9 protein-coding genes are annotated in these 14289 nt (G+C 73.9%); all 9 read left to right on the forward strand.

The annotated features are described in order from the left end of the window. Positions 1 to 44 precede the first annotated feature (44 nt). The 9 genes from ACZ6S8_RS37205 (at position 45) to galE (ending at position 14153) form a co-directional block, all read left to right on the forward strand. Complete coding sequence (locus ACZ6S8_RS37205) at positions 45 to 1970, forward strand: TIGR03960 family B12-binding radical SAM protein (RefSeq protein WP_469462523.1); 1926 nt, start codon at positions 45 to 47, stop codon at positions 1968 to 1970. A 94-nt stretch (positions 1971 to 2064) separates the two neighbouring features. Continuing rightward, positions 2065 to 3483, forward strand: a complete 1419-nt coding sequence (locus ACZ6S8_RS37210; protein WP_469462525.1) for a hypothetical protein — start codon at positions 2065 to 2067, stop codon at positions 3481 to 3483. A gap of 126 nt (positions 3484 to 3609) precedes the next feature. Next, positions 3610 to 4389 carry a TIGR03936 family radical SAM-associated protein gene (locus ACZ6S8_RS37215; RefSeq protein ID WP_469462526.1) on the forward strand — a complete coding sequence of 260 codons (780 nt, stop codon included), beginning with the start codon at positions 3610 to 3612 and terminating at the stop codon, positions 4387 to 4389. A gap of 236 nt (positions 4390 to 4625) precedes the next feature. Beyond that, positions 4626 to 8750, forward strand: a complete 4125-nt coding sequence (locus ACZ6S8_RS37220) for an Rne/Rng family ribonuclease (RefSeq protein ID WP_469462528.1) — start codon at positions 4626 to 4628, stop codon at positions 8748 to 8750. A 474-nt stretch (positions 8751 to 9224) separates the two neighbouring features. Continuing rightward, the gene (rplU, locus tag ACZ6S8_RS37225; protein WP_383913250.1) at positions 9225 to 9545 is read left to right on the forward strand and encodes a 50S ribosomal protein L21; all 321 of its coding nucleotides are present in this window, start codon (positions 9225 to 9227) and stop codon (positions 9543 to 9545) included. Positions 9546 to 9558: 13 nt separating this feature from the next. Next, the gene (gene rpmA, locus ACZ6S8_RS37230) at positions 9559 to 9813 is read left to right on the forward strand and encodes a 50S ribosomal protein L27 (protein WP_030013081.1); all 255 of its coding nucleotides are present in this window, start codon (positions 9559 to 9561) and stop codon (positions 9811 to 9813) included. Positions 9814 to 9993: 180 nt separating this feature from the next. Continuing rightward, complete coding sequence (gene obgE / locus ACZ6S8_RS37235; RefSeq protein WP_469462530.1) at positions 9994 to 11436, forward strand: GTPase ObgE; 1443 nt, start codon at positions 9994 to 9996, stop codon at positions 11434 to 11436. A 70-nt stretch (positions 11437 to 11506) separates the two neighbouring features. Beyond that, positions 11507 to 13123 (forward strand): glycosyltransferase family 2 protein, encoded by a 1617-nt coding sequence (locus tag ACZ6S8_RS37240; RefSeq protein ID WP_469462532.1) that lies wholly within the window; start codon positions 11507 to 11509, stop codon positions 13121 to 13123. A gap of 49 nt (positions 13124 to 13172) precedes the next feature. Then, a complete protein-coding gene (gene galE / locus ACZ6S8_RS37245) occupies positions 13173 to 14153 on the forward strand; it encodes a UDP-glucose 4-epimerase GalE (protein ID WP_469462534.1) in 981 nt (326 codons plus the stop codon). Positions 14154 to 14289 lie beyond the last annotated feature (136 nt).

Below are 14289 nucleotides of genomic sequence, written 5' to 3' on the forward strand. Positions count from 1 at the left end.
GGGTACGCTTGAGAGTCGTCCCCTGCCCGCTTCACGAAAGTCGCGTGATGACCGAGTCGGTCTTCCCTCAGCTCGAGGCCCTGCTTCCGCACGTACAGAAGCCGATCCAGTACGTCGGCGGAGAGCTGAACTCCACCGTCAAGGACTGGGACGCCTGTGACGTCCGCTGGGCGCTCATGTACCCGGACGCGTACGAGGTCGGGCTGCCCAACCAGGGCGTCATGATCCTGTACGAGGTGCTGAACGAGCGCGAGGGCGTCCTCGCCGAGCGCACGTACAGCGTGTGGCCGGACCTCGAAGAACTGATGCGCGAGCACAAGGTGCCGCAGTTCACCGTCGACTCCCACCGCCCCGTGTCGGCGTTCGACGTCTTCGGGCTCTCCTTCTCCACCGAGCTCGGTTACACGAACATGCTCACGGCGCTGGACCTCGCGGGCATCCCGCTGGAGGCCCGCAAGCGCACCGTCGACCACCCGATCGTCCTCGCGGGCGGCCACGCGGCCTTCAACCCCGAGCCGATCGCGGAGTTCATCGACTGCGCGGTCATCGGCGACGGCGAACAGGCCGTCCTCGACATGACCGAGATCATCCGTGCCTGGAAGGCCGAGGGCCGTCCGGGCGGGCGCGAGGAGGTCCTGCTGCGCCTCGCGAAGACCGGCGGCGTGTACGTCCCGGGCTTCTACGACGTCGAGTACCTGCCCGACGGCCGCATCGGCCGCGTCGTCCCGAACCGCTCCGGCGTGCCGTGGCGCGTGTCCAAGCACACCGTCATGGACCTCGACGAGTGGCCGTACCCGAAGCAGCCCCTGGTCCCGCTCGCCGAGACCGTCCACGAGCGGATGTCCGTGGAGATCTTCCGCGGCTGCACCCGCGGCTGCCGTTTCTGCCAGGCCGGCATGATCACGCGCCCCGTGCGGGAGCGAAGCATCACCGGCATCGGCGAGATGGTCGAGAAGGGCCTGAAGGCGACCGGCTTCGAGGAGGTCGGCCTGCTGTCGCTGTCCTCCGCGGACCACTCCGAGATCGCCGACATCGCCAAGGGCCTCGCGGACCGCTACACCGACGACAAGGTGGGCCTGTCCCTCCCGTCGACCCGCGTGGACGCCTTCAACGTGGACCTGGCCAACGAGCTCACCCGCAACGGGCGCCGCTCCGGCCTGACCTTCGCCCCCGAGGGCGGCTCCGAGCGCATGCGCAAGGTCATCAACAAGATGGTCTCGGAAGAGGACCTGATCCGGACCGTCTCCACGGCGTACGGCAACGGCTGGCGCCAGGTGAAGCTGTACTTCATGGTCGGCCTGCCGACCGAGACCGACGAGGACGTGCTCCAGATCGGCGACATGGCGGTCAACGTCATCGCCAAGGGCCGCGAGGTCTCCGGCCAGAACGACATCCGCTGCACGGTGTCGATCGGCGGGTTCGTGCCGAAGCCGCACACCCCGTTCCAGTGGGCTCCGCAGCTGTCGGCGGAGGAGACGGACGCCCGTCTGGGCAAGCTCCGCGACAAGCTCCGCGGGGACAAGAAGTACGGCCGCTCCATCGGCTTCCGCTACCACGACGGCAAGCCGGGCGTCGTCGAGGGCCTGCTCTCGCGCGGCGACCGCCGCGTCGGTGACGTCATCCGCGCCGTGTACGAGTCGGGCGGCCGCTTCGACGGCTGGCGCGAGCACTTCAGCTACGACCGCTGGATGGAGGCGGCCGGGAAGGCGCTGCCCGCGTACGGCGTGGACGTCGCCTGGTACACGACCCGCGAGCGCACCTACGAGGAGGTCCTGCCCTGGGACCACCTGGACTCCGGTCTCGACAAGGACTGGCTCTGGGAGGACTGGCAGGACGCCCTCGACGAGACCGAGGTCGAGGACTGCCGCTGGACCCCGTGCTTCGACTGCGGCGTCTGCCCGCAGCTCGACCTCGACATCCAGATCGGCCCCACCGGCAAGAAGCTGCTGCCGCTCACGGTCGTGAAGTAGCCGCGCGCGAAACGACCCGCGCCGCGGCCGCCGCGTGACGCCCGCGCATCGAGGGGCCCCCACCCGCAACGGTGGGGGCCTCCCGTGCGTCGTCATGGACATGGCCGTCGACATGCACGAAGACCCCGGCTCCGCCGCCGGGCCCGCCGCCGGGACCGCTCTGCGGTCCGCCCCCGGCTCCGTCACCGCTCCCGCGGGCCCCTCCCGGCCGCCCGAGGCCCGGGGGTGCGTGTTCGCGGTGGTGCGGATCCCCGTGCGGATCGTGGCCGTGCTGGTCCTGCTGCCGCTGCGGATGGCCTGGGACCTGCTGGTCCTGTGCGCCCGCGCCGTGCACCGCCGCGCCCTGCGGCCGGCCGGCGACGCGGCGGCCTGGCTGTTCGCCCGGCTCCACCGGTACGTCCTGTCCCCGCTCGACCGCGGCGCGGCTTGGCTGGCGCGGGGCGCGGGACTCCTCCTGCGGTGGGTGTTCCTCGCCGTCTGCTACTGGCCGTGGGCCGCCGCGTGGCGCCACGTCCTCGTACCCGCCGGGTCCGCGCTGTGGCGGCACGTGCTGACCCCGCTGGGCCGGGGGCTGCTGCGGTACCTGCTGCGCCCGCTCGGCCACGGGCTCGCGCGGGGCGCGCGGTGGGCGGCCGCGGCGCTGGGGTGGCTGGCGAAGGCCGTGTTCGTCTGGCCGTGGGCCGGGCTCTGGCGGTACGTCCTGACCCCGCTGGGCCGGGGGCTGTACCACTCCCTGCTGCGCCCGGCCGGCCACGGGCTCGCACGGACGGTCCGGGCCCTCGGCCGGCACGTGCTGCGGCCGCTCGGCGCGGGCACCGTCCGGCTCCTCGTCGCCGGCTACCGCCACCTGCTGGTCCCGCCGGTCCGCGGCGCGGGCCGGCTGGCCCGCCGGCTCCACCGCCACGTCCTCGCTCCGGCCGGGCGCGGCCTCGCCCGGTTCCTCCCGGTGCTCCTGCGCGCCCTGTTCGTGTGGCCGTGGGTCGCGCTGTGGCGCCACGGCGCGGTCCCCGCCGGGCACGCCCTCGCCTGGCTGGCCAAGGCCCTGCTGGTGTGGCCGTGGGTGGCGGCGTGGCGGTACGCGGTGGTCCCCGCAGCCGCCGGGGCGTACCGGTACCTGCTGGCACCGCTCGGCCGCGGACTGGCCCGGACCGCGCGCGGGCTGTACGCGTACGTGCTCACGCCGGTCGGGCACGTCCTCCTCGCCGCCTGGCGGCTGGCCGGCCGCGTCAGCCGGGCCGTCGGGCGCGGACTGCTCCTGCTGTGGCGCGGGCTCGTCGCCCGGCCGGCGGCGTGGGCCTACCGGCAGGTCGCCACTCCCGCCGGGCACTTCGCGCGCGAAGTGTGGCGTACCGCACGCGCCGCGGTGCGGGAGGCGCGGGCCGGCGTACGGCAGGCGCTCTTCGGCACCCCTTCCCGGGAACCGGTGAGGTCACGGGCGCGTACTCTGGGTAGTAAGAAGGCCGTGGGCAACACGCCCGCTCCCGAGATCTCCCTCCACGAACGGCAGGGGTGAGCCGGAGGCGGGGCGTGGCCCGCAGGCCCCACAGACCTCAGGGCGACGCGCCGGTCGCGGAGCCCCGCACAAGGAGAAGAACCACTGGGCAAGCGACAGCCCGAAGGCCCGCCACCCGCACCGGTGGTGCAGCGCATCCGACTGCGCTACACCAAGCGCGGCCGCCTCCGGTTCACCAGCCACCGCGACTTCCAGCGGGCGTTCGAGCGGGCCTTGCGCCGTGCCGAGGTGCCCATGGCGTACTCGGCGGGCTTCACCCCGCACCCCCGCGTCTCGTACGCCAACGCGGCCCCCACCGGGACCGGCAGCGAGGCCGAGTACCTGGAGATCGCCCTCGCGGCGCCGCGCGACCCCGAGAACCTGCGCCTGCTGCTCGACGAGTCGATGCCGGCCGGCCTCGACATCATCGACGCCGTGGAGGCCCGCACCTCGGGCCTCGCCGACCGGCTCACCGCCTCCGTCTGGGAGCTGCGCCTCGACGGCGTGGACCCGGCCGAGGCCGAACGCGCCGTGGCGGTCTTCCTCGCCGCCGAGACGGTGGAGGTCCAGCGCCGGACCAAGAACGGCATGCGGACCTTCGACACGCGCGGCGCGGTGGTCAGTCTGGAAGCGCTTTCCGCCCAGGTTGATAGGCCTCTGGACAATGCCTGTGCGATACTGCGGCTGGTTGTTCGGCATTTGACACCTGCCGTGCGACCCGACGACGTCCTGTCCGGTCTCCGAGCTGTGGCCGACCTGGCGCCGCCGGTCCCCTCAGCGGTGACCAGGCTGGCGCAGGGGCTCTTCGACGAGGAGTCCGGCACGGTGACCGACCCGCTCGCGCCCGACCGCGAGGCCGACACGGCCGCCCCACAAACGGCCGCCGTAGCGGCCGACGCGAAGGCGCCGGAAGGTCCCGCCGCGTAGGGAACGTCGTCGTCGCGCAGCCCTGGCACTCGGGAGCCACCTGGGTCGGGCAGCGCATTGACCTGAAGACTTCCGCCAGGCCGTACGCACACACACGTACGGAACCGGCGGCCATGGACTACAGCTCCCGTGTGGCGAACGCGCCCCGGAGGCCGGCTCCGCGCTCATTACGCGGATCCGAGCCGGACCGGACGTCAGCCGCGGCGCCCGGGAGCGTGACGGGAGAACCGCCCGCAATGCTCAACAACGAAAACGACACCACCCCCGGTAACGCCGACAGCGGCAGCCCCAGCGACAACCTGCCCCCGCGCAGGCGTCGCCGCGCCGCCTCCCGGCCGGCCGGCCCGCCCGGCGGGACCGCCGCCGAGAACACCCCGGTGGCCGAGGCCGCTCCGGCCGCCCCCGAAGCGGAGGCCGCTCCGGCCGCCGCCCCGGTCCGCGCCCGCCGCCGTGCCACGCGCGCCGTGTCCACCCCCGACGCTCCGGCCGCCACCACCGCCGCCGCTCCCGTCGCCGCCCCGGCCCCGGTCGCCGAGGCCCCCGCCGCGCCCGAGGCGGAGGCCGCTCCGGCCGCCGCTCCCGCTCGTGCCCGCCGTCGTGCCACCCGCGCCGTGACCGCGCCGGAGGCTCCGGCCGCCGCTGTCGCCGCTCCGGTGGAGGCGGCTGCGCCCGTGCCGGTGGTCGAGGAGGAGGCTCCGGCCGCTCCGGCCCCGCGTGCCCGCCGTCGCGCCACCCGCGCCGTGACCGCGCCGGAGGCTCCGGCCGCCGCTGTCGCCGCTCCGGTGGAGGCGGCTGCGCCCGCGCCGGTGGTCGAGGAGGAGGCTCCGGCCGCTCCGGCCCCGCGTGCCCGCCGTCGTGCCACGCGCGCCGTGACCGCCCCCGACGCTCCTGCCGCCGCTGCCGCCGTCCCGGTCGAGGCCGCTGCGGCCCCGGTCGCCGAGGTGCCGGTGGCCGAGGCCCCCGCCGCGGTCGCCGCCGAGGAGTCCGCCGCCCCGGCGCCGCGGACCCGTCGCCGCGCCACCCGCGCCGTCGCCGCTCCGGGCGCCGCCGCACAGCCCGCCGCGGACGAGGCCCCCGCCGTCGTGGAGGAGGCCCCGAGGGCCGCCGCCCGCGCCGTCACCGTCGCCGACGCCGTGGACTCCCCGAAGCGCGGCGGCCGCCGCCGCGCCACCCGCTCCACCACGGCGCCGGCCACCGCCGCGCCGGCCACGACCGCGCCGGCCACCGCCGCGCAGCCGGCCGCCGAGGCCGAGGCGCCCGCCGCCCCGGCCCGCTCGCGCCGCGCCACGCGTCCCGCCGTGGCCGTCTTCCAGGCCCCGGTCTTCGCCGAGCCGATGTTCCAGACCCCCGAGACAGCCGCCATGGCCGCCGCGGCCGCCCGCGCCGCCGACCCGGCCGACGAGGTCGAGGAGGAGGACGAGCTCACCGAGGCCGCCGCCCCGGCGGAGGTCGTCGAGACCCCCGCCCCGCAGCCCGCCGGCCGCCGCCGTCGCCGCGGTCGCGGCGCCGTCGAGGCCGCCCCGGTCGCCGAGAGCGGCCCGGTCTCCCTGCCCGAGGTGCTCGCCGAGGAGGAGCCGGAGGCCGAGACCGCCGAGCTCGACGAGGAGACCACCGAGTTCGACGACGGCGACGACTCGGGCGAGCGCCCGTCGCGCCGCCGCCGTCGCGGTGGCCGCCGTCGCCGTCGCGGTGAGTCCGCCGACCTCGACGAGTCCGCCGAGGACGACGCCGAGACCCCGGTCGCCGAGCAGGAGACCGAGGAGCAGGAGGACGACGAGGACGACGACAACGGCGCGCTCGGCTCCAGCTCCAGCCGTCGCCGCCGTCGCCGTCGCCGCCGCAGCGGTGACTCCGGCGCCGACGCCGCCGAGGGCGGCGAGGACGACGGCGTACGCACCGTCGTCAAGGTCCGCGAGCCGCGCCCGGCCCGCGAGCGTACGGAGTCCGCCTCCACGTCCACCTCCTCCGACGAGGTCCAGTCCATCAAGGGCTCGACGCGCCTGGAGGCGAAGAAGCAGCGCCGCCGCGAGGGCCGCGAGCAGGGCCGCCGCCGCGTCCCGATCATCACGGAGGCCGAGTTCCTGGCCCGCCGCGAGGCCGTCGAGCGCGTGATGGTCGTCCGCCAGTCCGGCGAGCGCACCCAGATCGGCGTCCTCGAGGACAACGTGCTCGTCGAGCACTACGTCAACAAGGAGGAAGCCACCTCGTACGTCGGCAACGTCTACCTGGGCAAGGTCCAGAACGTGCTGCCGTCGATGGAGGCCGCCTTCATCGACATCGGCAAGGGCCGCAACGCGGTCCTGTACGCCGGCGAGGTCAACTTCGAGGCGCTCGGCATGGCCAACGGGCCGCGCCGCATCGAGGCCGCCCTCAAGTCCGGCCAGTCGGTCCTGGTGCAGGTCACCAAGGACCCGATCGGTCACAAGGGCGCCCGCCTGACCAGCCAGGTCTCGCTGCCCGGCCGCTACCTGGTCTACGTGCCCGAGGGCTCGATGACCGGCATCAGCCGCAAGCTGCCCGACACCGAGCGCGCGCGCCTGAAGACCATCCTCAAGAAGATCGTCCCCGAGGACGCGGGCGTCATCGTGCGCACCGCCGCCGAGGGCGCGAGCGAGGACGAGCTGCGCCGTGACGTCGAGCGCCTGCAGGCGCAGTGGGAGGACATCCAGAAGAAGTCGAAGCAGATCTCGACGTCTTCGCCGAGCCTCCTGTACGGCGAGCCGGACATGACCGTCCGCGTCGTGCGCGACATCTTCAACGAGGACTTCACGAAGGTCATCGTCAGCGGTGACAGCGCCTGGGAGACCATCCACGGCTACGTCAACCACGTGGCCCCGGACCTCGCCGACCGGCTGTCGCGCTGGACCTCCGAGGTCGACGTCTTCGCGACGTACCGGATCGACGAGCAGCTCGCCAAGGCGCTCGACCGCAAGGTCTGGCTGCCCTCGGGCGGTTCGCTCGTGATCGACAAGACCGAAGCGATGATCGTCATCGACGTCAACACCGGCAAGTTCACCGGTCAGGGCGGCAACCTCGAGGAGACCGTCACCAGGAACAACCTGGAGGCGGCCGAGGAGATCGTGCGCCAGCTGCGGCTGCGCGACCTCGGCGGCATCGTGGTCATCGACTTCATCGACATGGTCCTGGAGTCCAACCGCGACCTGGTCCTGCGGCGCATGCTGGAGTGCCTGGGCCGCGACCGCACCAAGCACCAGGTCGCCGAGGTCACCTCGCTGGGCCTGGTCCAGATGACCCGCAAGCGGGTGGGCCAGGGCCTGCTGGAGTCCTTCTCCGAGACCTGCGTCCACTGCAACGGCCGCGGCGTCATCGTGCACATGGAGACCCCGACCGTGGTCGGCGGCGGTGGCAACGGCAAGCGCGCCAAGCGGCGCGGCGGCAAGTCCGAGTTCGACCAGCACGACCACGACACCGAGACCGTCGAGGCGGAGTTCGAGGCGGAGGCCGAGACCGACGCCGAGGTGGCGGCCGAGGCCGCCGCTCCGCGGGCGCTGCCCGAGCCGGAGTTCGTCGCGGACGAGGAGCTGTACAGCAGCCCCGCCGAGGCCGAGGCCGGCGTGAGCGGCCGCCGCAACCGCCGCCGTGCCACCCGCAAGGCGACCGCTCCGGCGGGCGCCCCGCGCGGTGCGGCCGCCCCGGCCCCCGTGGCCGAGGCCGTCGTGGAGCCGGTCGCCGAGCCGGTCGAGACGGCGCCGGTCCCGGAGCCGGTCGTGGAGGCCGCTCCGGCCCCCGTGGCCGAGGCCGCCGCGGAGTCCCCGGCGGAGGAGGCCCCCAAGGGCCGCACCCGTCGCCGGGCGACGCGCAAGGCGACCGCTCCGGCGGGCGCTCCCGCCGAGGCCGTCGCGGAGCCGGTGGCCGAGCCGGCGCCGGTGGCCGAGCCCGAGCCGGTCGTCCCGGCCGTCGCCGAGCCCGAGCCGGCCCCGGTGGCCGTCGCGGAGGAGGCGCCCGCCCGGGACGCGGCCCCGGCCCGTCCCCGCCGCCGTGCCACCCGCAAGGCCACCGCGCCCGCCGGTTCCCCGGCAGGCGCCGCCGAGGCGGCCGTGGTCGTCGTCGACGCCCCGGTGACCGAGGCGGCCGAGCCGGCCGCTGCGGGCGGGGAAGCCGCTCCGGCGCAGGAGGTGGCTCCCGCGAAGAAGGCCGCCAAGAAGGCTCCGGCCAAGAAGGCGACCGCGGCGAAGAAGGCCACCACCGCCAAGAAGGCGACGGCGGCGAAGAAGGCCACCACGGCGACCGCCAAGAAGGCGGCCACCACGAAGAAGACCGCGACCAAGCGGGCCACGAAGAAGACCGCGGCGGCGGAGCAGCAGGCGCTCCCGTCCGTCTCGGCCCCCACCGAGGCCTGATCCCGCGGTCCGCGTTCGCACGGCCCTGCCCGGCACCCTCTCGGTGCCGGGCAGGGCCGTTTCCGTACGGGACCCGCGCCCGGCACCGTCCGTACGGTCACCGGCGGCCCGGAGCGGCCTCCACGGCCCGCCCGGGCCCGGCGGCGGGCTCCGGGGCCCCCGGCGGCGCCCGTCCCCCCAGCCGTCCCGCCAGCCGTCCCGCTGTCGGTGCGGAGCCGGCCGGAGCCCCGCCGTCCGGCCCGGACCGGTCCCGCGTGCGGACGTACGGGCCTCGGCCGCACGGGTGATCAGGTCCCGGTTTGACCCCTCAGACGGGGCCCCGTAACCTGGGCCGCTGGCGTGTCTATGTGCGCGCCGTCCACTGAGCACCTCACCTCCCGCACCGCCTCGCGGTTCGGGGGAGGCCGGCCTGCGGTTTCTTCGCGGGGCCGGCTGGCTTCAGGGGTTCCCGAATCGAGCGAGAGAGAGATCCGCGTGTACGCCATCGTGCGCAGCGGTGGTCGCCAGCACAAGGTTGCTGTTGGTGACATCGTTGAGGTTGACAAGATTTCCACTGCCAAGGTCGGCGACACGGTCGAGCTCTCGACCCTGCTCGTTGTCGACGGCGAAGCCGTGACCAGCGACCCGTGGGTGCTCGCCGGGATCAAGGTCCAGGCCGAGATCGTGGACCACCACAAGGGTGCCAAGATCGACATCCTGCGGTACAAGAACAAGACCGGCTACCGCCGTCGCCAGGGTCACCGCCAGCAGTACACGGCGATCAAGGTCACCGGTATCCCCACGGCTGCGAAGTAAGAGGGACTGAGACATGGCACACAAGAAGGGCGCATCGTCCACCCGGAACGGGCGCGACTCCAATGCCCAGCGGCTCGGCGTGAAGCGCTTCGGCGGTCAGGTCGTTTCCGCTGGTGAGATCCTCGTCCGCCAGCGCGGCACCCACTTCCACCCCGGTTCGGGTGTCGGTCGTGGTGGCGACGACACGCTGTTCGCGCTGCAGGCCGGTTCGGTCGAGTTCGGCACGCACCGTGGCCGCAAGGTCGTCAACATCGTTCCGGCCGCCTGATCCAGCTCCGGCTGATCACGGCGTACTGAACTTCCCGAGGGCGGATCTCAGCTCTTCCCGGCTCAGGCCGGGAAGAGAGGTCCGCCCTCGGCGCGTTGTCACGTAGAGACGTTCAATGGGTGGCAAGGCCCACCTCCCCGGGCTTTCCGGGATATTCCCGCTGTATCTGGAGGAACAACCATGACCACCTTCGTAGACCGCGTCGAGCTGCACGTCGCCGCGGGTAACGGGGGCCACGGCTGCGCCTCCGTTCACCGGGAGAAGTTCAAGCCGCTCGGCGGCCCCGACGGCGGCAACGGCGGCCGTGGCGGCGACGTCATCCTGGTGGTGGAGCAGTCGGTCACCACCCTGCTCGACTACCACCACAGCCCCCACCGCAAGGCCACCAACGGCAAGCCCGGCGCGGGCGACAACCGTTCCGGCAAGGACGGCGAGGACATCATCCTGCCGGTGCCGGACGGCACCGTCGTCCTCGACAAGGAGGGCAACGTCCTCGCCGACCTCGTCGGCCAGGGCACCACCTACGTGGCTGCCGAGGGCGGCCGCGGTGGTCTCGGCAACGCCGCGCTCTCCTCGGCCCGCCGCAAGGCGCCCGGTTTCGCGCTCCTCGGCGTCCCCGGCACCGGCGGCGACGTCATCCTGGAGCTCAAGACCGTCGCCGACGTGGCGCTGGTCGGCTTCCCGAGCGCCGGCAAGTCCTCGCTGATCTCGGTGCTCTCCGCCGCCAAGCCGAAGATCGCGGACTACCCCTTCACCACCCTCGTCCCGAACCTGGGCGTGGTCACGGCCGGCTCGACGGTCTACACGATCGCCGACGTCCCCGGCCTCATCCCCGGCGCCAGCCAGGGCAAGGGCCTCGGCCTGGAGTTCCTGCGCCACGTCGAGCGCTGCTCGATCCTGGTGCACGTCCTGGACACCGCGACCCTGGAGTCCGACCGCGACCCGCTGGCCGACCTCGACGCCATCGAGGAGGAGCTGAAGCTCTACGGCGGCGGCCTGGAGAAGCGCCCGCGCCTCGTCGTCCTCAACAAGGTCGACATCCCCGACGGCAAGGACCTCGCCGAGATGGTCCGCCCGGACCTGGAGGCCCGCGGCTACAAGGTCTTCGAGGTCTCCGCGGTCGACCGCACGGGCCTGAAGGAGCTGTCCTACTTCCTCGCCGAGGTCATCGCGAAGTTCCGTGCCCGCAAGCCCAAGGAGGAGGCGACCCGCATCGTCATCCGGCCGAAGGCCGTGGACGACAGCGGCTTCACCATCGCCTACGACGAGGCCGAAGAGGTCTACCGGGTGCGCGGCGAGAAGCCGGAGCGCTGGGTCCGCCAGACCGACTTCAACATCGACGAGGCCGTCGGTTACCTCGCCGACCGCCTCAACCGCCTGGGCGTCGAGGACGCGCTGCGCAAGGCCGGCGCCCGCGCCGGCGACGGCGTCGCCATCGGCTCCGAGGAGAACGCGGTCGTCTTCGACTGGGAGCCGACCATGATGGCCGGCGCCGAGATGCTGGGCCGCCGCGGTGAGGACCACCGTCTGGAGGCGCCGCGTCCGGCGACCACGCGCCGCAAGGAGAAGGAAGCCGAACGCGACTCCGTGCAGAAGGAGTACGACGAGTTCAAGCCGTTCTAGTCGTTCTCCCACGGCGGGCGCCGGATCGGGTTTGAAGGTGCCTTTACATCGTTCCCCTAGGATCCACAGGGTGAACAGCACCAACGCGCCCACGGTTTCCGTCGTGATCATCGCGTACAACGACGCCGGGCTCGTGGGCGAGGCCGTTACCTCGGCTCTCGCCCAGGGCCCGGTGGTCGCCGAGGTCATCGCCGTGAACGACGCCTCGTCCGACGACACCGGACGGGTCCTGGACGACCTCGCCTCGGCCCACCCCCGGCTGAAGGTCCTGCACCGCGCGGAGAACAGCGGGGGGTGCGGAACCCCCCGCAACGACGGGATCGCGCTCGCGACCGCCCCGTACGTCCTCTTCCTCGACAGTGACGACGTCCTGCCTCCGGGAGCCGCCGACGCCCTGGTGCGCACCGCCGTCCTGCACCGCACCCCGGTCACCGTCGGATCGGCGGTCCGCCGCGAGCTGCCCCAGCACCACGACGTGCCGTGGATGCCCGGCCTGCACACCCCCGGAGACGTGATCGAGCGGCCGGCCGACCGGCCCGACCTCGTCCGGGACACCCTCTGTGTCAACAAGCTCTACGAGCGCGCCTTCCTCGACCGGCACGGCCTGCGCTTCCCCGACGGCCGGTTCGTCTACGAGGACTTCGTCTTCACCGCGCGCGTCCTCGCCGCGGCCCCCCGCATCGCCGTCACCGGCGACCTCGTCTACGTCTGGCACGTCCGCCGCGCCGCCGCCCGGGTGTCGATCTCCCTGGACCGCAAGGACGTCGGCAACTGGCGCTCGCGGATCGAGGCCCACCGCGCGGCCTCCCGGATCCTGGCCCACGCCTCGCCGGAGCTGGGCCGCGCCTGCCAGGTGAAGTTCCTGGAGTACGACCTGCGCATGTACGTGCGCGAGCTCGGCAAGGACCCCGAGTACCAGCGCGCCTGGTGGACCCTCACCCGCGAGTACCTCGACACCTTCGCCGAGGCCGACATCGAGGCCGCCGCCCCGCACGCCCGCTGGATCGTACGGGTGCTGCGGGCCACCGAAACGCCGCCCGCCGACGTCGAGCGGTTCACCCGCCTCGCCGCCGAGCCGCCCCGGCTGCTGCCCCCGTACGCGGTCGCGCCCGACGGGACCCCGGTGTGGAGCGCGGAGCTCCCGGTGCCGCTCGACGGGCTGCTCGCCCTGCCGACCGCCGACCTGCCGGTGACCATGGACGCGGAACCGGCCGGCAAGGCGGCCGTGCGCGTCCGGCTGCACGACCTGTACGGGCGCCTGGGCGCGTCCGCACCGCACACCGCGCAGCTGCGCTTCCTGCCCCGCGCCGGCGGGGAGCCCGTCCTCGCCAAGCCAGTGGAGCTGACGCCCGACGCGGACGGCGGCTGGACGGCCCTGCTGCCCTTCCGCCTCGCCGACCTGGCCTCCACCGGCCGCACCCAGGGCCTGCGCAGGCTCCAGACGTGGAACGTGGAGGTGGGCGTGGAGTGCGGCGACGGGAGCTCCCTGCTCACTCCGCTGCGCCCCCGCAGTCCGCTGCTCCGCCGCAGGGCCCTGCCCAGCAGCCGGTACGGTGTTCTGCTGACGCAGCCGTACCGCACGGCCTCCGGAGCGCTGGCCCTGCGCCTCGCACCCGGCGCCGCGGGCGCGCTGTACCTCGTACGCAACCGATTCGACCGGGCCAGGGCGGGCCGCGCGTCGGGCTGAGGCACCACGACCTCAGCGCCAGAACACGGACAGGACCAGGGAGATACACATGACGTTTCTGATCACCGGGGGCGCCGGATACATCGGCGCGCACGTCGTCCGGGCGATGCTGCTCGCGGGGGAGCACGTGGTCGTCCTCGACGACCTCTCCACGGGCAACAAGGACCGCGTCCCGGAGGGCGTACCGCTGGTGATCGGCTCGGTCCTGGACCGGGAGGTCCTCGACAAGGCCATCGCCGACCACCGGATCACCGGCGTGGTGCACCTGGCGGGCAAGAAGCAGGTCGGCGAGTCCGTCGAGAAGCCGATGCACTACTACCACGAGAACGTGGGCGGCCTCACGGTGCTCCTCCAGGCCGTGGCCGCCGCGGGCATCCGCAACGTCCTCTTCTCCTCCTCGGCCTCCGTCTACGGCATGCCCGACGTGGAGCTGGTCACCGAGGACACCCCCTGCGCGCCGCTGAGCCCGTACGGCGAGACCAAGCTGGCCGGTGAGTGGCTGGTCCGCGCCGCAGGCAAGGCGCACGGCATCTCCACCGCCTGCCTGCGCTACTTCAACGTGGCGGGGGCCGCGACCCCCGAGCTCGCCGACACGGGCGTCTTCAACCTGGTCCCGATGGTCTTCGAGCGCTACGACGCCGGCCAGGGCGCCAAGATCTTCGGCGACGACTACGCGACCCCGGACGGCACCTGCGTGCGCGACTACATCCACGTCGCGGACCTGGCGGACGCCCACGTGGTGGCGGCCCGCAAGCTCGCCGAGTGGGCCGCGGCCGGCGACTACCGGGACCTGACCGTCAACATCGGGCGCGGCGAGGGCGTCTCCGTCCGCGAGATGGTCGAGCTCCTGAACGAGAACACCGGGCACGACTACGCGCCGGTCGTCTCCCCGCGCCGCCCCGGCGACCCGGCGAAGGTCGTGGCCTCCGCCGAGCGCATCGGCAGCGAGCTGGGCTGGAAGGCCCGCCACGACGTCCGCGAGATGGTCACCTCCGCCTGGGCCGGCTGGGAAGCCAACCGCAAGGCCTGACCCCCGGGCCGTACGGAGCCGCCCGCCCCCCCGGGGGGGGGGGGGGGGGGGGGGGGGGGGGGGGGGGGGGGGGGGGCCCTGGGCCCCCCCCCCCGCGGCGAGTTCGAACTCTGCCCTGGGGTGTTCGAGGGAACCG

Source organism: Streptomyces sp. NPDC048461, assembly GCF_055587105.1.